The 22083-nt window shown below is 68.5% G+C and carries 22 protein-coding genes; 17 read left to right on the forward strand and 5 right to left on the reverse strand.

Translation table 11 applies throughout. The features are described 5' to 3' along the window. Window positions 1-24: 24 nt before the first annotated feature. Window positions 25-1407, reverse strand: a complete 1383-nt coding sequence (locus IT361_01425) for an efflux RND transporter periplasmic adaptor subunit (GenBank protein ID MCC6316321.1) — start codon at window positions 1405-1407, stop codon at window positions 25-27. Window positions 1408-1799: 392 nt separating this feature from the next. On the opposite strand from IT361_01425, the gene IT361_01430 reads away from it, so the two are divergent. From IT361_01430 to IT361_01440, 3 genes are all read left to right on the forward strand, one after another. Then, a complete protein-coding gene (locus IT361_01430; GenBank protein ID MCC6316322.1) occupies window positions 1800-2750 on the forward strand; it encodes a carbon-nitrogen hydrolase family protein in 951 nt (316 codons plus the stop codon). Between the two features lie 171 nt (window positions 2751-2921). Further along, window positions 2922-4457 (forward strand): aminopeptidase P N-terminal domain-containing protein, encoded by a 1536-nt coding sequence (locus IT361_01435; protein MCC6316323.1) that lies wholly within the window; start codon window positions 2922-2924, stop codon window positions 4455-4457. A gap of 53 nt (window positions 4458-4510) precedes the next feature. Further along, on the forward strand, window positions 4511-4999 hold the full coding sequence (locus IT361_01440) for a DinB family protein (GenBank protein ID MCC6316324.1): 489 nt from the start codon (window positions 4511-4513) through the stop codon (window positions 4997-4999). A 37-nt stretch (window positions 5000-5036) separates the two neighbouring features. Here the strand turns inward: IT361_01440 and IT361_01445 are convergent, their stop codons facing one another. After that, the gene (locus IT361_01445) at window positions 5037-6848 is read right to left on the reverse strand and encodes a PDZ domain-containing protein (protein ID MCC6316325.1); all 1812 of its coding nucleotides are present in this window, start codon (window positions 6846-6848) and stop codon (window positions 5037-5039) included. A gap of 197 nt (window positions 6849-7045) precedes the next feature. Between IT361_01445 and IT361_01450 the strand changes: the two genes are divergently transcribed. The 4 genes from IT361_01450 to IT361_01465 all read left to right on the forward strand — a co-directional run bounded on the left by IT361_01450 (window position 7046) and on the right by IT361_01465 (window position 10812). Beyond that, window positions 7046-7993 (forward strand): DUF4349 domain-containing protein, encoded by a 948-nt coding sequence (locus tag IT361_01450; GenBank protein MCC6316326.1) that lies wholly within the window; start codon window positions 7046-7048, stop codon window positions 7991-7993. 118 nt (window positions 7994-8111) lie between these two features. Beyond that, window positions 8112-8666, forward strand: coding sequence for a hypothetical protein (locus IT361_01455; GenBank protein MCC6316327.1), 555 nt, complete (start codon window positions 8112-8114; stop codon window positions 8664-8666). Next, complete coding sequence (locus IT361_01460) at window positions 8656-10407, forward strand: flotillin family protein (GenBank protein ID MCC6316328.1); 1752 nt, start codon at window positions 8656-8658, stop codon at window positions 10405-10407. Before IT361_01455 ends, IT361_01460 begins: the two co-directional genes overlap by 11 nt. An 18-nt stretch (window positions 10408-10425) precedes the next feature. Next, window positions 10426-10812, forward strand: a complete 387-nt coding sequence (locus tag IT361_01465) for a hypothetical protein (protein ID MCC6316329.1) — start codon at window positions 10426-10428, stop codon at window positions 10810-10812. A 72-nt stretch (window positions 10813-10884) separates the two neighbouring features. Here the strand turns inward: IT361_01465 and IT361_01470 are convergent, their stop codons facing one another. Next, window positions 10885-12156, reverse strand: coding sequence for an OmpA family protein (locus IT361_01470; GenBank protein ID MCC6316330.1), 1272 nt, complete (start codon window positions 12154-12156; stop codon window positions 10885-10887). 264 nt (window positions 12157-12420) lie between these two features. Between IT361_01470 and IT361_01475 the strand changes: the two genes are divergently transcribed. Continuing rightward, window positions 12421-13506 (forward strand): M42 family metallopeptidase, encoded by a 1086-nt coding sequence (locus IT361_01475; GenBank protein MCC6316331.1) that lies wholly within the window; start codon window positions 12421-12423, stop codon window positions 13504-13506. A 16-nt stretch (window positions 13507-13522) separates the two neighbouring features. Here the strand turns inward: IT361_01475 and IT361_01480 are convergent, their stop codons facing one another. Next, window positions 13523-15109, reverse strand: a complete 1587-nt coding sequence (locus IT361_01480; GenBank protein ID MCC6316332.1) for a HEAT repeat domain-containing protein — start codon at window positions 15107-15109, stop codon at window positions 13523-13525. 234 nt (window positions 15110-15343) lie between these two features. On the opposite strand from IT361_01480, the gene IT361_01485 reads away from it, so the two are divergent. Beyond that, the gene (locus IT361_01485; GenBank protein ID MCC6316333.1) at window positions 15344-16234 is read left to right on the forward strand and encodes a histone deacetylase; all 891 of its coding nucleotides are present in this window, start codon (window positions 15344-15346) and stop codon (window positions 16232-16234) included. 5 nt (window positions 16235-16239) lie between these two features. On the opposite strand, the gene IT361_01490 is transcribed toward IT361_01485, so the two are convergent. Continuing rightward, on the reverse strand, window positions 16240-16935 hold the full coding sequence (locus tag IT361_01490; GenBank protein MCC6316334.1) for a hypothetical protein: 696 nt from the start codon (window positions 16933-16935) through the stop codon (window positions 16240-16242). A 189-nt stretch (window positions 16936-17124) separates the two neighbouring features. On the opposite strand from IT361_01490, the gene IT361_01495 reads away from it, so the two are divergent. From IT361_01495 to IT361_01530, 8 genes are all read left to right on the forward strand, one after another. Then, window positions 17125-18009 carry an alpha/beta fold hydrolase gene (locus IT361_01495; GenBank protein ID MCC6316335.1) on the forward strand — a complete coding sequence of 295 codons (885 nt, stop codon included), beginning with the start codon at window positions 17125-17127 and terminating at the stop codon, window positions 18007-18009. A gap of 15 nt (window positions 18010-18024) precedes the next feature. After that, complete coding sequence (locus IT361_01500) at window positions 18025-18492, forward strand: hypothetical protein (protein MCC6316336.1); 468 nt, start codon at window positions 18025-18027, stop codon at window positions 18490-18492. Window positions 18493-18741: 249 nt separating this feature from the next. Further along, window positions 18742-19590: an endonuclease III gene (gene nth, locus IT361_01505; protein ID MCC6316337.1), complete on the forward strand. Its 849-nt coding sequence runs from the start codon at window positions 18742-18744 to the stop codon at window positions 19588-19590. Window positions 19591-19626: 36 nt separating this feature from the next. Next, window positions 19627-20085, forward strand: a complete 459-nt coding sequence (locus IT361_01510) for a peptidylprolyl isomerase (protein MCC6316338.1) — start codon at window positions 19627-19629, stop codon at window positions 20083-20085. Between the two features lie 23 nt (window positions 20086-20108). Next, window positions 20109-20264 (forward strand): hypothetical protein, encoded by a 156-nt coding sequence (locus IT361_01515; GenBank protein MCC6316339.1) that lies wholly within the window; start codon window positions 20109-20111, stop codon window positions 20262-20264. Between the two features lie 159 nt (window positions 20265-20423). Next, complete coding sequence (locus IT361_01520; protein ID MCC6316340.1) at window positions 20424-21023, forward strand: HDIG domain-containing protein; 600 nt, start codon at window positions 20424-20426, stop codon at window positions 21021-21023. A 65-nt stretch (window positions 21024-21088) separates the two neighbouring features. Further along, window positions 21089-21703, forward strand: a complete 615-nt coding sequence (locus IT361_01525) for a sigma-70 family RNA polymerase sigma factor (GenBank protein MCC6316341.1) — start codon at window positions 21089-21091, stop codon at window positions 21701-21703. After that, complete coding sequence (locus tag IT361_01530) at window positions 21700-22074, forward strand: hypothetical protein (protein ID MCC6316342.1); 375 nt, start codon at window positions 21700-21702, stop codon at window positions 22072-22074. The genes IT361_01525 and IT361_01530 overlap by 4 nt, the downstream gene beginning before the upstream one ends. Window positions 22075-22083: the final 9 nt, after the last annotated feature.

The raw sequence follows: 22083 nt of genomic DNA on the forward strand, positions 1-22083 counted from the left end.
CTCCGTCGACGGTTGCACGGGGGCCTAACGACTCGTGCGGGTCGCCGTTGCCTTCTCCTTTGCCGCTGGGACCGGCGAGGCCGGCGGGACCGGGAGTGGACGCTGACCGCGGGCCGTGTCCCCGGCCCCCTCGCGGGGGCGATCGCCCGACCCCGGAAGCCGCACGGTTTCGACTCCCTCCGTCACGGCCGGTGGCGACAGGAGGATCTCGTCACCTTCGCTCAGGCCACGGCGAATGATCACTGCGTCGTCGTTCATCGCGCCGGTCTCGACCTCGAGCCGCTGCACACCGGCGCCGCGCTTCCGGTAGACGTAGGGAATGTCTCCGTCGGCCATCACCGCCTCGAGCGGCACGTACAGCGCCTCCTTGATCGCGTAGGTCTCGATCGCGGCCGCGGACGTCATTCCCGGTCGAAGCGTGGTGTCGGCCTGCTCGAGCAGCACACGGACCTCGAAGACCTTGGCGTCCGCGTTGGGCCGCTGCTCGCCGACGTTGGCCACACTCGTCACCTTGCCCGTCAGGCGCTTGGAGGGATCGGCATCCAGCGTGATCACGGCCGGATGACCCACGGAAATCTTCCGGACGTCGATCTCATTGACGTAGGTGATCGTCTCCATCTGCGAGAGATCAGGGAGTGTCGCCACGGTGGGATCCCACGGACTCACCTGCGATCCCGCCGTCTTCTTCCGGCCGTTCCACTCCTTCACGTAGATGACCATCCCGTCGGCCGGCGCACGGATGGTGAACGCGGCCATCACCTCGTCGACCACGGTGAGCTTGTTGCGCTGCCGCTGTACGTCGGCGCCCACCTCACGCATCTTGGCCTGCGCCTGCTCGGTTTTCGTCTTGTAGTCGACCTTGGCCTGGGCGAGGGCACGCTCGGCTTTTTCGTAGGCGATTTCCTCCTGTCGGCGCACGGAGGGCGCCTCGAACTGCGCCTGCTCACGCGCGATGCGCCGTTCCTCGAGTGCGAGTTCCATGGACTTCATGTCCTCGCGCGCCTTCGACAGGTTCAGCGTCGAGTCGAGCTGCGCCTGCTCCAGTTGGGCTTCGGCCTTGGTGAGCGCCAGCTGCACTTCGCCACGCTTGGCCGCGATCGACGACCGGTCGAGTTCCGCCACCAGGTCGCCCGCCTTGACCACCGTCCCCTCCGGGACGATCGAGGCGATCTTCATCTGGAACGACTCCGCCTGCTGTGCGTTGGGTGGTCCCTGGACCTGGACGAACCGCACGGCGCGCAACTCACCGGCGTTGGTCACCACCACGCGAAAATCGCCCTTCTTCACCGCGGTCGTGATTTCGGCCGCCTCCGCGTCGCCGTCTCGCGTGACATACCACAACGCCGGAACGGCGAGGACGACGAGGAGGGCAAGGAATGCCGTCCTCCGTGGCTGCGGGAGCTTCATCAACGGACCCTCGTGGTTGGGGGGCGTTCCGAGCGAAACGCGATGAGCCTGCTACCCTGCATTGGTGTCACGGGACCCGGGCGCGATACCCCGGCATCCAGTGCCAGCCGGAAGCGGCCGCGAGATCCGCGGTCATGAGACACCCGAGGGGGGCCAAACGTTAGCTGGCGTCGTGCCTCGGGTCCGATCCCGCGCCAATGGCCCCATCGGCGCGCCGGTGGCCGACTTGCGCGAGCCCTCGGGCCACTGCCAATCTGCGACCACCGGCCGACCTGCCGGCGCACGCGCCGGCGTTGGCCGACGAGCCCGCCTACTCTCTCTCCGGCTCCCATGCGTACACCTCCCCGGGCCAGCCCCTGCGGCCAGTCGTCTGTCCCGATCTTGTTCGGCGAATGACCACGTTGCCAGTCGCCGTGGTCCAGGGTGAGTCCCTGGGTGACTTCGGTGCCGTACTCGACCAGACCCGGTCCCTCGCGACCGACGCCGCCCGAGACGGCGCGCGACTCGTGGTGTTTCCCGAGACGTGGGTGCCGGGCTACCCCGTGTGGTTCGACGTCTGCCGCGACTCGGGCCTCTGGGATCATGCGCCAATCAAGGAGCTGCACGGCCGCTACGCAGCGGCCTCGGTCGACGTAGCCGGCGATTCGGGAGCCGCGCTCGCCGCCGTTGCGCGCGATCTCGACATCACGCTCGTGGTCGGCGTGAGCGAGCGCATCGCGCAGGGCGTTGGTCGCGGAACGCTCTACAATACGCTCCTCACGTGGGGCCCGAACGGGGCACTGCTCAATCATCATCGAAAACTCATCCCGACCTTCACTGAACGGATGGTCTGGGGCGTCGGCGACGCCGACGGGCTGCGCGCCGTCGACACGCCGAGCGGGCGCATCGGTGGGCTGGTCTGCTGGGAGCACTGGATGCCGCTGGCTCGCCAGGCACTCCACGACAGCGGCGAAGACATCCACATCGCCGCCTGGCCCACGGCGCACGAACGCAACCAGCTCGCCTCTCGCCAGTTTGCCTTCGAGGGGCGGTGCTTCGTCCTCGTCGCGGCTTCGGTAATGCGGGCGTCCGCGTTGCCGGCGCACCTCGAACCCCACCCGGATCGCGTGTCGTCCCCCGATCATTGGGTGATTCGCGGTGGCAGTGCGATCATCGGGCCCGACGGCGAATACATCGTTCCACCGGTGTTCGAGCGGGCGGCCATCCTCCACGCGGAACTCCCCATGCACCGCATCCGCGAAGAACAGATGACCCTCGACGTCTCAGGGCACTACAGCCGGCCGGACGTGTTACAACTCACCGTGCGGCGGGGCGGGCGCGTTGCCGGACAGGGTGGACATTGACCGGATGAACCTCCACCCGGACCCACTCCCGCCGCGTGGGAGGAAGGCACCGCGTATGACCACGGCGCGCCTCCTGGTGTCTGAACACACGCCGAAGTTTGCCTCCGACGAATGATCCGCGAACGCCGCTGCTGCTGCGTCACCGAACTCCTTTCCCTGCCCTTCCCCGCGATGCGCCTGACTCCACTCGTTCTCCTCGCCACCGCCGTTGTCGCCCCGCACCTCGCCACCGCGCAGATCCCGGCCACCGAGTACGCTGCCCGGCGCGCCCGGCTCGCCGAGCGACTGGGGGACGGGGTCTTTGTGGCGCGCGGCGCCGAAGAACCCGTGCAGGACTACAATGCCTTCTATCAGTCCGCCGGCTTTGCCTACCTCACGGGATATCGCGAACCCGGAGCCTCGCTCATCATGACGCGCCGCGGCAACCGCGTGGACTGGACGCTGTTCGTGCTCCGCAAGGAGCCATCGGCGGAGGTGTGGAGCGGCGTGCGCAACGGGCGCGCGCGGGCCACGGAACTGACGGGCATCCCCGCCAGGGACGATCGCGACTTCGCGCCGACGCTCGACTCGCTGATCAAGACGCAGGCGAAAGTCTGGTTCCTCGCCGACCTCGCCGAAGGCGGCGACACGCTCAATCGCGACGACGCGTTCGTCCGCGACCTCCGAGGTCGGCACGCGGGCCTCCAGCTGACGAGCGCCAACGGAGCGCTGCAGCAGATGCGTGGCACCAAGAGCGCCGCCGAGCTCGAGCTGTTGCGCAAGGCCATCGCCATTTCCGCCGACGCCCACCGCGAGGCCATGCGCGCGGTACGGCCCGGCATGAACGAGTTCGAGATCCAGGCGCTGGTGGAGTACGTCTTCCGTCGCAACGGCGCCGATCGCCCGGGCTACGCGTCCATCGTCGGTTCGGGGCCCAACGCGACCACGCTGCACTACAATCGCGACGATCGGTTCATGCAGGCTGGCGACATGATGGTGATGGACGTCGGCGCCCTGTACCAGGGCTACTCGGCGGACCTCACGCGATCATTCCCGATCAGCGGAACGTTCACGCCCGAACAGCGCGAGGTCTACGCAATCGTACGAGAGGCCCAGGCGGCGGCCGAGCGCAACGCGAAGCCCGGCCAGCGGTGGGCCGCCACGAGCGACAGTGCCTCCAGGGTCATTGCACGCGGATTGGCGCGTCTCGGACTCATCGAAGCCGCGGACGCCACGTACGACTGCGGCACCAGCGAACGGCCGCGCACCTGTCCCCAGTCGAGCCTCTACTACATGCACGGACTCGGGCACGGCATCGGGCTCGAGGTGCACGACCCCGACCAGTACTATTTCTCGGGCATCATCGCCACGGGCAGCGCCTTCAGCCTCGAACCGGGGATCTACGTGCGCGCCAACCTGGTCGACATCATCCCCGACACGCCGGCCAACGCCGCGCTGCGGCGCAAGCTGACGCCCGTGGTGCAGAAGTATGCCAACATCGGCGTGCGCATCGAAGACAACTACCTCGTCACCGAGCAGGGCCTCGAGTGGGCCTCGTGTGGACTCCCGCGCGAGATCGACGAGATCGAGACCCTCATGAAGGAACGCACCACCGGCCCCTCCGCACGCGATGCGACCAAGGTCGAGTGGTACCGGACCGCGGGAAGCCCTCGTGCCGGCAGCACGCCAGGCGTCGTGCCGGCAGCCGGCTGCGGGCCCCGGATGTAGCCCAGGCTTTGTCCCACATCACCAACCGCCCTCCAGGAACCGCATCCAGCGCAATGACTGACCCGCGACGATTCATCGCCGACCAGCTGCACCGCCTTCACGTGGGCGACGCGTGGCACGGCCCTTCGATGCACGAGGCCCTCGACGGGGTCACCGCGGCGATGGCGGTCAGTCGACCCGTGCCGAACGCGCACAACATCGCGGAATACGTCCACCACATCGCCGCGTGGGCGGGCGAAGTCACGATGCGGCTCGGCGGTCGCGAACCGCAGATGCCCGAGGCGGGCGACTTTCCCGAACCCCTCTGGCACCTCACCGACGACGAATGGGCCGCGCTCCGGGACAAACTCGACCGTGCGCACGAAGGCCTCGCGGCCGCGATTCTCGCGTTCGACGTCTCGCGCCTCGATGAGCCGGTCGGCACCGCGCGCGATGCGCCGACCGGCACCGGCGTCACGTACGCGGCGATGCTCCACGGGCTCGTCCAGCACGACGCCTACCACGCCGGCCAGCTCGTGATGCTTCGGCGCGCGCTTGGCTGAGCAGCCCGCGCGAGTGCGGGCTCTCGCCGCGAGACCGCTAGCCGTGACGCCCGGTCAGGAGGCCGTGCCGCACCTTCGCGGCGCGTGGGGACGCGGTGCGATCGAACGCCAGGCGTGACTCGGTGCGAACGGCCAGTTGCACCCTGAGCGGAAGGCTCGTTTCCTGGCCCGCACGCCGCACGCGGACCGTCACCGTCTGCCCGTCGCTTCGCCCATAGCGCGCACGGAATCGCTCACCAAACCCTTCGGTGACGGTGACGTCGCCCACCGCAAGGAGGTAGTCTCCCACGCGCACACCGGCGAGTTGCGCCGCGCTGCCCGAATCCGTCGCCGTGACACGCACGCCAAGGGAATCCTGCTCCGTGTATACGCCAAGCCGCGGCTCGCGGATGCTGTCGACCATCACGCGCATGCCGGCGAGGGCGAGCACCTGCGACCACGGGAAGGGCTCGCGTCCGTCGATGTAGCGCGCGCTGAAGTCGGCGAATGACTTGCCCCTGGCCGCGCGCGCGACCGCCGCCCACCACTCTTCCGTGGTGAACCCCCGTCCCTGCTTGTAGCTGCGCTGGTACACGTCACGCATCACGGCGTCGAGCGACGACGCGTTGTCGCTCGCGTCACGGATCATCACGTCGAGCGCGAAGCCGGCCAGCGAGCCCTTGGGGTAGTAGATGTATCCCGTGCCGTCGGTCGGATGGATCCACGTGGAGAGCGAGGCATCCTCCAGGGCGACCTGCGGCAGCGCGTCCACTTCCTCCATCTTGGCGTGGGTCAGCGCGAGAAAGCCTGACGAGTCGACCACGCCTGCGCGGAGCAGCGTGAGGTCGGCGTAGTAGTCGGTGATGCCTTCACTCACCCAGAGCAGGGTGGTGGGCTGCGCGCGGTCGTAGCGATAGGGCCACATCTCCGCCGGCCGCATGCGCTTCACGTTCCAGAGGTGAAAGATCTCGTGCGCCGTGATCGAGGCGAGCAGGTCGTTCCCGATGATGAACGGCGTGTAGATGCCCACGTGCGAATTGGCGTGTTCGAGCGCGCTCCCGCCCTGCGTCTCCTCGGTGAAGACCAGCAGGTTGGTGTACGCGTCGTACGGCGCCTCGCCAAAGACGTCGATCATCGGCCGATACAACCGGTCGAGTTGGCCCCAGAACGCCTTGCGTTCATCGCCGCCGAGCTTGCCCGCCGGATACGTCGCGAGCCGCACCCACTTCCCGTCCACCTGCGAGGAGTCGAGGTCGAACGCGCCGACAAAGAAGGGCATGTCGACGAGGTCGTGGTAGTTGCTCGCCGTCCAGGTCCGCGGGGTGGTGGCAGCGCTCATGCCGGTGGCAACCTGCCACGCGTCGTCGGTCTTCACGGTCACGGTTGCCGGGAAGGCGGTGTCGCGGCCCTCGGGATACAGAAAGAGGTTCGTGCCGTTGAAGAACGCAAAGTCGGCGCGCGACCAGGCCATCGCGTTATCGAGCGAGTCGGCGCGATAGTCGAACGCCACCGTGACCCGCTGAGCCCCGGACGGCTGCACCCGCCAGGTATCTGCGTCGAGTTTGTCCCAGGTGAGCGGCTTCCCGTCGCCCGTCACCTCGAACCCGGAGACGTTGCGCGCAAACCAGCTCAGCTCGTACGCGCCCGGCGTCCATGCGGGCAGCGAGAGCAGCAACGGCTCGCGGCCGGTCGTGGTGAGCGTCGTCGTAACGCGGAGCGAACGCCGCGCACCGTGTGCCCTGGTGAACTCCACCGTGTACGCGACGTTGCTGACGCCGGCGGACATGGCGATCCCCGGCGGCGTCGCCGGACGCTGGGCCGGCAGGCACGGGGCAAGGACGACGAGAGCGGTCGAGAGTGCGAGGCGCATGGAGGGGAGTGGCGGTGGTTCAACGTAATACACCCGAGCGCAGCGAAGGTGTTGCCAGTGACCGACTTGCACGAACCTGCGACCAGCCGTCCGCCGGTGGCGTCAGGCGGCTGCCCCTCGCGCGTGTGCAAGTCGGGCGTTAACCAACGTCTCCATGTCGTGCCGCTGACCTGCGGCCCTCGACCCTGGAGATCGTCATGAACCGCGCCGTCCCGACAACCCGCGCCCGTCACGTGGCCGTGCTCGCCACACTCACGCTCACCCTCGTCATCGGCGCGGCCTGCGGACGGGCCGAATCCGACTCCGCTCCCGGCAGCCAGGCCGTCGAGGGTGGAATACCCGGTGGTGGGGTCGCGGCCGCTCCCATGTCCATGGAACGGCAGCGCGCGGACGCCACGGCGCCGTCCGAAGCCGTGACCAAGACCTCGATGCCCCAAGGCCCCGTCATCCGCGGCGACTCGGTCGCCACGAACATGATCATCCGCAACGGGTTCGTGTCCATCCAGGTCGACTCACTCGAAATCGCGATGGCCGCGGTCCGCGCGATGGCCACTCGACTCGGCGGCTATATCGGCAATGTGTCCACCAGCACCGGGGAATACGCCATCCGTAGCGCCACGCTCGAGGTCAAGGTGCCATCGGCGCGCTTTGAAGAGGCGATGACCACGCTTGGCCCCATCGGAAAGGTCGAGCAGAGCAACGCCACCGCCGAAGATGTTGGCGAAGAGTTCGTTGACCTGACGGCGCGCATGACCAACGCCCGTCGTCTGGAGGATCGCCTGGTCGCTCTTCTTGCCACGCGCACGGGCAAGCTCGAGGACGTCCTGGCCGTGGAGCGAGAGCTCGCGCGCGTTCGCGAGGAGATCGAACGCCACGAGGGTCGGCTGCGCTTTCTGCGCTCGCGGGTCGCGCTCAGCACCCTGTCGGTAACCGTGCACGAAGCGGCGCCTCTCGTGAACCCCAACCCAGGCACCAGCGTGCTCGGTGAGGCGGTGAAGGCGATGTGGCGGAACTTCGTCACGCTCATCGCCGCCACGATCGCGTCGCTCGGGGTCGTCGTGCCGGTTGGCGCCGTGATCCTGCTCGGCGTGTGGGGATGGAAGCGCCGGCGTCGCGCCGCCATCAGCGGAGCGCCTTCGCGCTAGCCCCGATCGGCGGGCGTGCGCAGGGTCGCGGTATGGCGACCCTGCCGCGCTCACGCAACGACTGGACGCGTGATGGGCAGCGAGGGCAGTTTTGCATTCTGCCCATCACGCCACGGCCGTGATCGCGTTCTACCTGACCTGCTTTGTTCTCGGAGGCCTCGCCCTCATCGCCCAGCTCATCCTGAGCGCGGTGGGGGCCGACGCCGACCATCACGTGTCGCTGGACCACGGGCACGGTGGGCTGGACCTGCTGAGCGTCCGGACGATCTCCGCCGCCGCCGGCTTCTTTGGGCTCGTCGGCTTTGGCATGTCGCGCGCGGGGTTCGGTTTCGTGATCGCCCTGACGGCGGCCGTGGCGGCGGGATTCGGCGCCGCGCTCGGCATGGCGACGCTCCTGCGCGCGGTACGCCGCCTCGAAGTCGACAAGAGCTTCGACATCGCCAGCGCGCTGGGCCTGCAGGGCCGCGTCTATCTCGGCATCCCCGCCAACAAGTCCGGTGTCGGCAAGGTTCACCTCACCGTCCACGACCGACTCCTCGAACTCGCGGCCGTCTCGCCGGACGTCGCGATCCCCAGCGGCACCGAGATCCTTGTCGTGGACACACAGTCGTCCGACACGCTCATCGTGACCCCATCACAACCCCTGCTCCGGGAGATCGACAATGTCGAGTAGTGTGTTCGCCCTCATCCAGGCTCTCCCCGACCTCGGCAACTGGGTCGTCGGGATCGGGGCGCCCCTGCTCGGCGCGATCGCGTTAGGCGGTGTGGTGCTCCTGTTCGTGTCGCGCTACAAACGCTGTCCCGCGAACCGCGTGCTGGTCATCAGCGGTCGGGTGGGTGGCGACGGCGCCGCGCGGTGCATCTCGGGCGGCGGCGCGTTCGTCTGGCCGGTGATCCAGGAGTCCGCCTACCTCAGCCTCGAACCGATCCAGATCGACATTCCGCTCAAGGACGCGCTCTCACTCGAAAACATTCGCGTCGCGGTGCCCAGCGTCTTCACCGTGGCGATCGGCACCGAAGCCGAGGTCCGCGGCAACGCCGCCGTACGACTCCTCGGCCTCACCCACGACCAGATCAAGCGCCAGGCCCAGGACATCATCTTCGGCCAGTTGCGCCAGGTGATCGCGTCGATGCGGATCGAGGAGATCAATCGCGACCGCGAGGCGTTCCTGCACCGCATCCAGACGTCGCTCGAACCGGAACTCAAGAAGATCGGCCTCGTGCTGATCAACGTGAACATCACCGACCTCAAGGACGACTCGGGCTACATCGAGGCGATCGGAAAGAAGGCCGCCGCCATGGCCGTGCAGCAGGCGCGCGGCGACGTGGCCGAGCAGGAAAAGCTGGGCGAAGTGCGCGTGGCCGAGGCCGAGCGCGAACGGTCGGTGCAGGTGGCCAGCGCCCAGAAGTTCCGCGAGATCGGCATGCGCGAGGCCGATCGCGAAAAGCTCGTGCGACTGGCCGAACTCGAGAAGGAACAGCGGGTCGGCGAGCAGACGGCGGCACTCGCCCGCGAGGCGCAGATCAAGCAGGCGCAACGCGAACAGGCGGTGCGCATGGCCGAATTGGACAAGGAACAGCGCGTAGGCGAACAGACGGCCGCGTTCGAGCGCGATGCGATGGTGAAGGACGCGGAACGCGCGCGCCGTATCGCGATCGCCGAGGCCGAACAGAAGGCCATCGAAGGCGAAGCGACGTCACAGGCGCTGATCGCGACCACACGCGCGCAGCTGCAGGTGCGCGAGGCCGAAGCGTTCCAGGTCGCCGAGACCCGCAAGCGTGAAGCGGAGGCCGCGGTGCAGGAGGCGCAGAACCGCGCCCTGGCCCGCGCCGCCATCGCCGATGCTGAACGCGTCGAAGCGGAGCAGCGTGCCGAACTCGAGGCGTCGGCCAAGGCACAGAAGGCCCGGACGATCGTCGAGGCGGAGGCGTCGGCCGAACGCCGGCGGATCGAAGCCGAGGCCGAGGCGCGCGCCATCTTCGTCAAGCTCGAAGCCGAGGCCCGCGGCCAATACGAGATCATGTCCCGCAAGGCCGAAGCCATGAAGGAACTGGTGCAGGCCGCGGGCGGTGCCAAGGAGGCCTTTCAGCTGCTCATGGTGGAACACCTCGACACGCTCGCCGAGACCTCGGCCAAGGCCATCTCGAACATCAAGTTCGACAAGGTCGTCGTGTGGGACAGCGGCAGTGGTCAGGCCGGCAGTGGCGCCAGCGGGTTCCTGCAGAGCATGGCCAAGACGCTGCCGCCGATGATGCACGTCCTCCGTGACATCGCCGACGTGGAACTGCCCGGATTCGTGGGCAAGGTCGCGCCAGCCGATGGTCCTGCGCCCCAGGCGCCACCGGCCCCAGCGGCGATCCCCGCGCCGCCCGACCCGACAGGCAAGGTGAGCATGAAGGCAAACCGTGTTTGAACGAACGCGGGGGACCACGTGACGTCGAGCGTGCGCGCCACCCAGCTCATTCGCGTGGCCATGCTGTCGGGCGTCGTGATGTTCGGCGCCGTCATCTACTTCATGCGACGATCCCCCGATGCCATCCCCGGCACGTCGCCCGAGCAGGCTCGGTCCCTGCTGTGGATCGGCCGCGCCATCTGGGGGACCGCCATCCTCGGGTCGATGATTCTCTGGTACGTCATCGGCCGCACACGTGACGCCGCCAGGCGCCTCACCTACTGCGTTTCGGCCTGGGCGCTCGCCGAAATGGTGGGCCTGTACGGAGGTGTGATCGCCTTCCTCACCGGCAGCTGGTCGTGGTACGCACCGGGCCTGGTCTTCCTCGCGCTGTCGCTCCTCGCCTTCCCCCTTCAGCGCGAGTGACGCGGCGCGCGCGCCGGGCCGGTTCCCGACGCTGAATATGCACGGGCCTCACCGTGCGGCCGCGGTGGAACCCTACTGCTTCACAATCTCGACTCGGCGGTTCTGCGCCCGTCCCGTCGCGGTCGTGTTCGGCACCGAGGGTTTCGTGTCGCCGAGCCCCTGCGTGGTGACTCTCGCACCGTCGATGCCGTACTGCGCCACCAGCGCCGTTTTCACGGCGGCCGCTCGCGCGTCGCTCAGCGTGAGGTTGCTCGCCGCCGAGCCCACGTTGTCGGTGTGCCCTTCGATGAGAATCTTCAGGTCGCCGTACTTCCGGAGCGTGGCCGCGATCTCCTTGAGGACGGCGTGCGACTCCGGCTGAAGGTCGGATTTGCCCGTGGCGAACAGAATGCCGTGCGTGGCCCAACGACCCCTTGCCGCCAGGGCGTCGTACAGCACATCGGTCTCGCTCTCGGCGACGCGTATGCTCGCGAGATACACTGCGACGTCAGGCTCCTCGGTGCCGTTCACGAAGAGCCGGATGACGGAGTCGCGCCTGAACGGGAACTCCGGGATGTTGTACATCCGGCGCTCATTCGTGTACATCTTGAGGTACGGCCCGTCCATGAGCACGCGCAGGTGCGCCACGTTCCCCCTGAGCTGGCCCTGCATCGACTCGGGGATGTTCGACGCCATGTTCCGGTTGGCGAAGGCGCTGCCGATGATCAGGCTGCCCGACGGCGTCCAGGCGATCTCCGACGACTCGTTGCCGCGATTCCGCACGGCGCCACCCTCGAACGCGACCATCTCGTACCCGCAGCAGGCAGCTCGCGGAGCGATGACGTCGATCTCCAGGGTGAAGCGTTCGGGCAACTGCTTGCCCACCGGAATCAGGATTTCGGATCGGCCCGTGCTCCGAAGCACCTTCACCCCATCGCGTTCGACGATCTCGATGGGACCCGAGCTGTACTTCAGGCCACGGGCGAAGTTGCCGACCTTGTCTTCGGAAAAGTCGGTAAAGAAGATCACCTTGTTGCCCGGGACGAAGTCGTAGTTCTCCCAGACCTTGGCCGCTGTCGGCGTGGGCGCGCTGGCTGCCGCCGGCGTGCCGGGCCGCGCGACCGCGGCCGAGTCTCCCTTGGTCGCCTTGGAGCTGTCCGCACTCCCGGCTGCGCCTGACCCTTTGCGAGCATCCTCTTCCGCCTTCTTCGCCGCCTCGGCGGCCTTCCTGGCGGCCTCCTGCTCGGCGCGGCGCTTGGCGGCTTCCTTGAGTCGCGTGCCGACCTGGGCGTCGACAGCAACGGGCGCCGAGGTGACCGCGATCAGGAGCGCGGTCAGGAGAGCAGGCCATCGGAATCGGGACATCGTATCCTCCGGAGGCGTGAGTTGATCGCCAGCCTCACACGGTGAAGAACGCACGTGCATGCCGCTGTTTCTCAGCGAATCGCACGCTCGCCGACACGACTTGCCGACGGTGCGCGAGCGCGGCAAACTCCGGCCGGCCTGGGCCCGACCCTCCAGGTACGGCAACTCGGGCCCGCACGATGCACCAGACGAGCTTCGAGGCAGACTCCACTCCGGTGCGAGCTCGATGCTCCGCCCACACACTTCCCCGCACCTGACCCCGTCGTGTCACACTCGGCGCCAAGCCTCCCGCCCCAATCCCTCGCATTTCTGGAACGCCTGCTCGATACGCCCGGTCCCTCGGGCTTCGAGGCCGCCGCGGCTCGCGTGTGGCGCGAGGGGGTGAGCGGATTTGCACAAGTCGCCGCGGACGTATCCGGCAACAGCGTGGCGGTCGTCGAAGGAGGCGGCGGTCCCACGATCATGCTGGCCGGCCACATCGACGAGATCGGCGTCATCGTGACCTGGATCGACGATACGGGACTGGTCTACATCGGTCCCATCGGCGGATGGGACGTGCAGGTGCTGGTCGGGCAGCGCATCCGCTTCGCCGGCCGGAGCGGCGACGTGATCGGCGTCGTTGGCAAGAAACCGATCCACCTGATCAAGCCGGACGAACGGGAAAAGGCGTCAAAGTTCGCCGACCTGTGGGTCGACATCGGCGCCACGTCGCGCGCCGAGGCCGCCGAGCGGGTCGAGATCGGGGACCCCGGGGTCATCGACGCACGCATGGTGCGACTGCCGAACGATCGGCTCGTCTCGCGCGCCATCGACGACCGCATCGGCGCGTTTGTCATCGCCGAAGCACTGCGCCGATACGCGGCCCAGCCCGGGGCGGCACGCGTCGTCGCCGTCGCGACCACGCAGGAAGAGATCGGGTTTCACGGCGGCGGTGCGGTCGTCGCCGCCACGCGCGTCAATCCCGTGATGGCCATCGCGGTGGACGTGACCTTCGCCTCCGATCACCCCGGCATCGAAAAGAAGGAGGTCGGAGAGCACTCGATCGGTGGCGGCCCGGTGCTCGCCCGCGGCTCGGTCATCTCACCGGTCGTGTTCCGGCTCCTGAAGGACACGGCCGCCGAGCTTGCGATTCCCTGCTCGGTGCACGCGGCGGGTCGCGACACCGCCACCGACGCCGATTTCATTCACCTCGCGCGCGAAGGCGTGGCCACCGGACTGCTCTCGATTCCGAACCGCTACATGCACTCGCCCAACGAAATGGTGAGTCTGCTCGACGTCGATCGCGCGGCGACCCTCATTGCCGAAGCCTGCCGACGCGTCACGACGGCGACCGACTTCACCGCGCGCTGAATCGACGGCGTCGCGCCTAACGCGGACCGTCCGCGAGCAGCCGCGCGGCCAGGTCGCGCACGGCCCCGTCGCGGTCCCTGGCCAGGGGTGCGAGCACGAGGCGCGACGCCTCGCTCTGCATCTCCCCCAGGGCCTGAACCGCCACCAGGCGACGCGCCTGCGGTCGCCGCCTGAAGAACGAACCCGGCGACGCCTCCAGCGACAGGCGTTGAACCGCGGCATCCACCGGGTGTCTCGCCAGGGCGAGTACCAGCGTGTTCCGGATCTCCTCGTCCGACTCGGCGTCCAGCGCCGCCAGCAACGCCGGCACCGCACGCGCGTGGTTCACCCGTGCGATTCCGTGCACCGCCTTGAGACGCACACTCGCGTCGGGGTCGCCCAGCGCCCGAAGGATCGTGTGCCCGGCCCGTGGCGTGCCGAGCCGGATCAGCGCCAGCGTCGCGGCATGGCGTACACGCGCATCGCGATGCCGCAGCGTCTCCACGAGATCTTCATCGGCAGCCACCGCGTTCATCTCGCCAAGCAGTTCGGCCGCGTTGCGCACCACGAACCAGCGATGGTCGCGTAGCAGCTGCCGCAGCGGGTCCACCGCCGCCGGCAAGCCACGGAGGGCATCGCGATAGGCGCGCCGATCCCCCGCCGGCTCGGCCGTGATCAGCAGGTCGACGATGATGTCGGCCGCCGGCTCACCCTGCCTGACGAGGAACTGCTGCACCGCGTCGCGCAGGTCGCGATGGCTGGGCAGCAGCTGTGCCACGCCTCGCAGGATCCCCGGCTTCGCCAACCGCTTGAAGACGATGCCGAACGCCCGCTTTACGTCGGGCTGCGTGACGCTCTCCTCGCGAGCCAGCACGCGCGACACGAGATCGACCACCGCGGTCCACGATCCCTCGCGCGCCGCGTCTTCCAGCACTCGCGTCACCTCGTCGAGCAGGGCCGGCGCCACCACGGGCGTGATCTCGCCGCGCAACCGGATCACGAGATCGTCCACGTGCCGCGCCGGCATCAACTCCTCGGTCGCAATCGCCGGTTTCCCCGGCGGCGCCACCCGCACCGGCTCGAGCGCCGACGGGGTCACGCGCGCGGCGAGGTGCTCCCGCATCGCCTCCTCGACCGGCGTGGTCCCGTTCGCCGGCGTCCGCGTACTCGCGCCGTACGCGAGGCGCGGCATCGGCGGGGTCGGGGTGCGCTGAAACCCGTGGCGGCCCAGTTGCACCGCCAGGTGCTGCGCCTGCAGCGCGACGAACTGCTCGTCGAACGAATGCCCTGGATCTTCGGAGTCGCCCGCGCTCGCCAGGGCCCGCGCGAGACCCAGCAGCTCTGCCGCCGTTGCCCCCGAATGCGACTCGATCACGCGCACCGTGTGCACGGCCATGCGCGTACTCAGCTCCGCCAACCACGGGTGACTCTCCGCGAGCGGACGCCGGCCTGCGCTGTCGGCGACCGCCGCTGCCAGTTCGGACTGTTCGATCCGGGCCGCGCTCTCCATCCCCGAGGTCCGCAGCGATCGGAGCACCGACTTCTGGACGTCGAGGTGCCCCGGACGGTACACGAGCAGCCAGACGAGATGGGCAAGCTCCCGGACGAAAGGGTCCGAGGTCACCGGTTCCGAACGATCGACGCGCGTGGGCACGTCCTAGGACGCACAGGGGGACCACGACGAAACGGCACTGGCGCCGACAGAGGCCGCGCGCAGGTTCCCCGAGCGTGAACCTTCGCGTACCGCCGCACCACCCTCCTGCACGACTGGTCCTCGCCGCACTGCCCTGCCGCAGGGATCGGGCGGACTCCGAGCACGTTCGCACCCCGTGGCGACGGTAGGGGCGTGTCGCTCCATGTGTGGTCCCCGGCGCGGTTTGCGGTGCCCCTCCCGGACGGGCATCGATTCCCGATCGCCAAATACGCCCTCCTCCGCGACCGTGCCCGAGCGGAAGGACTCGTGGACGACCTGCGACTCCACGAACCGTCTCGCGTGCCAACCTCGGCGCTGCTTCGCGTGCACGACGCGGGGTACGTCGAGCACCTCAGCAACGGTACGCTCGACGCGTCGTCGATCCGCCGCCTGGGATTCCCCTGGTCCGAAGGGCTGGTCGAGCGATCGTACCGCGCCGCCGGCGGCACCTTCGAGGCGGCCGACGCCGCGCTCACCCACGGTCTCGCGATGAACCTCGCCGGTGGCACACATCACGCGTTTCCCGCGCACGGCGAAGGTTTCTGCGTCTTCAACGATGTGGCGATCGCCACGCGCGCGCTGCTGGCCCGCGGGCGCATCACGCGTGCGGCCATCGTGGACCTCGACGTGCATCAGGGGAACGGCACGCACGCCATCTTTGCCGGCGACCCTCGCGTCTACACGTTCAGCATGCACGGCGCGCGGAACTATCCATTCCGCAAGGTGCCCGGTGACCACGACGTGGAGCTCGATGACGGCACCGACGATGCGCGGTACTGTGAGCTGCTCGCGGACGCCTTGCCGCGCGTGCTCAGCGAGTCAAACCCCGACATCGTGTTCTACCTCGCCGGCGCCGACCCGCACGAAGACGACCGGCTCGGCCGACTCGCGCTCACGCACGACGGACTCGCCCGTCGGGACCACATGGTGCTTCGCGCCTGTAGGGAAGTGGGGATTCCCGTCGCGATCACGATTGCCGGTGGCTACGGCCGCGACATCGCCACGACGGTGGAAGCGCACGTCCGCACACTCCGGGCAGCGCGCGAATACACCTGAGCCCCTCAGGGCCTCTTGATCGCGAACCCGGTGACGTGCACGTCGAGGTTGTGGTTCACGCGAAGGCCGACGATGCCGTTCAGGCTTTCGAGCTTCCCCTCGCCAACCAGCGACGCGCTGCCGTAGCCCCACACCTCCGTTCCGTTCACCAGGCACGACGTCCGCGCACCCGTCACGCGCCACGCGACCTCGTTTGACGCCTTCCCGCTGGGGCCCACTTTGCGGATCGCCGAGTGTGCCGTGCGGCCCGCCAGCTCGTGGACCTCGTCGCCCAATCGGTGCTTTACGGTGAACGTGCCGTTGCCGGCAATCGCGCAGTAGAGATAGTTCTGCCTGGGCCGATCGAGCTGTGAACCGCCGATGAAGAGGCCGTAGTACTCCGCGTGTTCGGTCGGCGTTTCCTGGTTGAACCGCGCGCTCGCCGTGTAGTCGCCCGCGGCCGCATTTGCCGGGTTCCAGTAGATCGCGGGAGGGCCGGCGACCACGAGCCACCCCCCAGCCAGGTCGCTGAAGCGCGCGTCGGTCAGGCGCGCTCCACCCTTCTCCGCCTGCGGATCGACACGCCCCGTCCACCCCTTCACGAGCACCCCACCGTTCTTCACCAGACGGTCAGGGTCGCTGGCCTGCCCCTGCGACACGCGCGCAGGGACCGCCGCCATCGCAAGCGTCGCGACGAGTGTCCAGGCGTCACGGGTTCTCATGTGCTCACCTCGCGGAAATCCATGCTGATGGAGAACGATACCACGCGGCACGCGTGCGAACCGGGCACCCGAGCGAACCCGGGGGCTCTGCACCCGGATGGACGAGCCGGCTCGCTCGCCCAATGACGGGCGCGACCGCGAGTCGGTGAACGTGGCGTGTTCTCCCGATCCCGGTGTTAGCGTTGCCGCATGCCGATGCCGATCCCCGCCCCGCGCGCCAATGGGATGACCACCACCACGCCGATGCCGTTGTACTGGGCACGCCACGGACGCGAGGGAGGTCCGCCGCTGCTCGTTCTGCACGGCGGCCCTGGAGCGAGCCACGAGTATCTCCTCCCGCAGATGCTCCGGCTCGGTGCGACGAACGACCTGCTGTTCTACGACCAGCGCGGCGGCGGGCGCTCCCGGACCGATGATCCGACTCCCGTGACCTGGCAGGTGCAGGTCGGTGACCTTGCCGCGGTGATCGAGGAGCTGTCGCGCGACCGGCCACTCACCATCGTCGGCTACTCGTGGGGAGCGCTGCTGGCGCTGCTGTACACCCTCGAGGTCGCGGCCGGACGCGTGCCGGTACCGCCGGCGCGCCTCGTGCTGATCGACCCCGCGCCGGTGAACCGGACGTGGCGTGCCGCCTTCGAGGAGGAGTTCCAGCGGCGTCAGGCCGGAGATGCGGTCCGTGCCTTGCGAGAGGAACTGGCGGCGTCGGGCCTGCGCGAGGCGGACGCCGTCGCGTACCGGCAGCGGCAGTTCGAGTTGTCGGTCGCCGGCTACTTCGCCGACCCGCGCCGCGCACGTGACCTGACGCCGTTTCGCATCACCGGTCGCGTGCAGCAGTCCGTGTGGGAGAGCCTGGGCGACTTCGATCTCGTACCCGGGCTGCACCGGGTCCCACCTGTGCCGACACTTCTCGTGCATGGGTGGCACGACCCGATCCCGGTGGAATCGTCGTTCGCGGTCGCCCGTGCCTTGCACGCGCGGTGCGTCGTCCTTGAGGCAAGCGGGCACGTACCCTACGTGGAGCAACCCGACACCCTGTTCGCCACGATCGAGCAGTTCCTGAACGAGACCTCCTGAGGACGAGGTAGCCCCATGACAAGCGTTGGCCAGAAGGAGGAGATGCACGTCACGACCATCGAAGTGGAAGGGCGTCCGTACAGCGTCTCCATCGAGGTCGAGAACGACGGCATCGAGCACGTGGGATATCTCTGGTTCACCGACGACGAATGGGACGACGACGGCCTCCGGGATCACGGCGCGATCCCAGGTCACTCGTCGGAGGAGGTCCTGCACGCCGCGCGCGCGATCTCGCCGACCGACCTGCAGCTGCGCTTCGCCCGGGCGCGCCAGGACCAGCGCCGCTACCACGGGCTGCGCCGCCTCACCGAGCAGGTGCTGGAAGACATCCGCCACCTGAACAAGGTCGCCACCTCGATGCGCGTCGGCCTGCTCGAGGTCACGGACGCCGCCGAGGAAATCGATCGGACGGAGCAGCGGCTGCACGAACTGATCGATCAGCTGCGCGTGGTGGCCGGAGTGGTCTCGCAACCCGGAAACTGATCGGCCCTCCCCCGACCGCCGAGCCAACGAGCACGCTGGCACGGCCCGCCTCAGAAGGCGAGGGTCACGCGAGAGTGAGGTCCACGAGCGGCCGTTGCCCACGTCGCGGTTCCGGGCGGACATCGAGACCTATAGGGAGCCCACCGCGCCGCGCGTCACCGCTTCGCTTCTTGGGACCTCCGGAGTCGGCGATATTCCGCGCGGAGGCGCGCTCACACGCCTCGAACACCGTGCAGACCGGGAGCGCAGATGGCGAAGCGAGGAGGGGGAAAACCGCGGCAGCCGCTGTCCCAGCGCCGGCCTGGCAAGGCCGCGGCCCGCGGAACCCCAAAAGGCCCCAGTGCCACATCACGTCCGCGAACGAAAGCCTCCGCGGCGCGAAAGACGGCCACGGCCGCCCGACCTTCACCCTCCCAGTCCCGCAGGCTCGCCCACCCCGGTCGCGTACCAGCGCGCGGTGATGACGCTGCGCGGCGACGCCACGCGGAAGCGGTCTGGAACCATCTGGCCGCGCTCTACCCTGACGCACACTGCGAGCTGGATTTTCGCTCCCCCTGGGAACTGCTGGTCGCCACGATCCTCTCGGCGCAGTGCACGGACAAGCGCGTGAACATGGTGACGCCCGTGCTGTTCGAGCGGTGGCCCTCGCCGGCGGCGCTGGCGGCGGCCGAAGCCAGCGCACTCGAGGGTGTCATCAAGAGTACCGGCTTCTTCCGCGCCAAGACCAGGGCGCTGCTCGGCGTCGCTGCGGCCGTGACCGATGTGCACGGCGGCGCGGTCCCGTCGCGCATGGAGGATCTCGTGGTGCTTCCGGGCGTGGGCCGCAAGACCGCGAACGTGGTGCTCGGCAATGCCTTCGGCGTGAACGAAGGCGTGGTCGTCGACACCCACGTCGGGCGCCTCGCGGTCCGCCTGGGCCTAACGAGCGAGACGGACCCGGTGAAGGTGGAGGCGGCCCTGATGGCGCTCTTCGACCGCGAGCGCTGGACGTTGCTCTCGCACCTGCTGATCTGGCACGGGCGCCGTGTGTGCGAGGCGCGCAAGCCCCGGTGCGGAGACTGCCGGCTCAACGCCATTTGCCCGGCGTCGCTGGCGTAGTGGTGCCCCCCGCAGCGTCGGCTTACCTTCCGGCGCATGAAGACTGCCACGATTGAGACCTCCCGCGGCACGGTCGTCGCCGAGCTGTACGACGCCGAGGCCCCCATCACCGTCGCCAACTTCGAGAAGCTCGCCAACGACGGCTTCTACAACGGCACCAAGTTCCACCGCGTCATCCCCGATTTCGTCGTCCAGGGCGGCGATCCCTACTCCAGGGGCGGCGCCAGCGCCAAGGGCCCCGTCGGCACCGGCGGCCCCGGCTGGACCATCAAGTGCGAGACCAAGGGGAACCCGCACAAGCACGCCGTCGGCGCCCTGTCCATGGCCCACGCCGGCAAGGATACCGGCGGTTCCCAGTTCTTCATGGTGCTCAGCGAGCAGAACACGCGGCACCTCGATGGCGTTCACACCGTCTTCGGCCGCATCGTCAAGGGACTCGACGTCATGGCGCAGATCCGCCAGAACGACGAACTCGTGAGCGCCAAGGTCGAGTAACCTCCGCCCCGAACCGACCCACCATGTCCTCCCTCCAGCCCAGCGACAAGCCGGCCGCGTTCCGCGGACTCATCCTCACCGCGCTCGCGCTCTTCGTGATGTGCTTCACCATCGTGAAGCTCACGAACAAGAAGTTCGCCAGCCACACCGCGAGCGCTGCCCCGGCTGCAAAGCACTAGCTGCCAGCACACTCGACCGCGCGGGCCGCATTCCCTGAATGCGGCCCGTCGTCCTTTCGGGCCGCACGCCTGCGTTGCCCTCTGGATTGACGCCCATTGAGCGAGGCAGATTCCCCTTCCCCGCCGGCAGCCGTCGGCCACACCGCCCGACCCGACCCGATGACCGTTCCCTCCCGCGACGCCGCACACGCCCTGATGTGCGAGTTCACTGCCAGCGAGTCGCTGCGCAAGCACATGTACGCGGTCGAAGCCGCCATGCGCGCCTACGCCCGACAGTTCGGCGAAGACGAGGAACGTTGGGGACTGGCCGGCCTGATGCACGATTTCGACTACGAGCGCTGGCCAAACGCGGGCCACGAGCCGGATCGCGAGCACCCCGCCGAGGGCGTGCGTCATCTGCGGGCACTTGGGTATCCGGACGACGTGCTGCAAGCGATTCTTGGGCATGCCAACTACTCGGGCGTGCCCCGGTCGAGTCGCATGGCGAAGGCGCTCTTCGCGGTGGACGAACTGACCGGCCTGGTGACGGCGACGGCGCTGGTCCGCCCGAGTCGAAGCGTCCACGAGGTGGATGCGCGGAGCGTCCGAAAGAAAATGAAGGACAAGGCGTTCGCGCGGGGCGTCAGTCGTGACGATGTCATTAACGGCGCCGCGGACCTGGGCGTCGAACTGGACACGCACATTGCGTTCGTCATCGGTGCCATGCAGGCCGATGCCGAACGCCTTGGCTTGCAAGGAACTCCGACAGCCCCCGCATGAGGCCTGGGTTGCCCAACACAACGCACGGCGGGTGCGTTCTAGAGGTGACGTTACGCTGAGCCCCTGTGACGACTTCCATCGCGCCGATTCTCGTACGACCGCTCGCGCCTCCCGCGCGCCAGTGGCCGATGCGTGACGCGCAGGAGCGGCTGCAGGAGCAGGCAGTCATCGTCGCCGCGCAGCGCGGTGACACCGAGGCGTTCGCGACGCTCGTGCGAACGCACCAGCGTCGGGCGTACGCGGTGGCGCGGTCGATCGTGCTCACGCACGAAGATGCGGAGGACGCGGTGCAGGAGGGCTTCCTCCATGCCTTTCGCGCGCTGGATCGGTTCCTGCCTGATCAGGCGTTCGGGGCGTGGTTGCATCGGATCGTAGCCAACGCGGCGCTCGACATCACGCGGCGCAAAAAGGTGCGCGATGCCGAACCGCTTGCCGACACGATCGCGTCGCCATTCCGGGACCCGGCTGAGTCGGATGAGTTGCGTCGTCGGCTGCAGGACGCGCTGGCGGAGTTGGGCGAGCGGCAACGCTCGGTGATCGTGCTGCACGATGTCGAAGGCTTCAAACATTCGGAAATCGGCCGTATGCTCGGGATTCCCGAGGGCACGGCCCGGTCGGACTTGCACCATGCCCGCGCGCGCCTGCGACAGGCCCTGAGCGGGATACGGAGTCACCTATGAAGATCATCCAGGGTTCAGCCCACGAATGGAGCGACGAGGAGCTGCAGCGTACGCTGCAATCGCATCTCGCGCCCCCCACCGACACCGACTACTGGTCCTCGCTCGAGGAGCGCATCATGGGGCGGGTGCGTCAGGAGGCGGCACGCGAATGGTGGTCGCACTTCCCGGGCTGGGTTCGTCTGGGAGTGGCGGCGGCGGCCGCGGCCATCCTGGTGGCCGGTGTTGCCTCATGGCAAACGCGCGTCGCGCAGGAACGCATGGCCTACCGCGAGCTGTTCGACGCGTCGACCGATGTGCCGGTACTGTCCGAGCGCGATGTCCCCGTGCATCGTGAGCGCGAGCAGACGCTGCGATACCTGCTCACTCACTGAGGGATTCCC

This window comes from Gemmatimonadaceae bacterium, from assembly GCA_020846935.1.
Taxonomy (GTDB): domain Bacteria; phylum Gemmatimonadota; class Gemmatimonadetes; order Gemmatimonadales; family Gemmatimonadaceae; genus RBC101.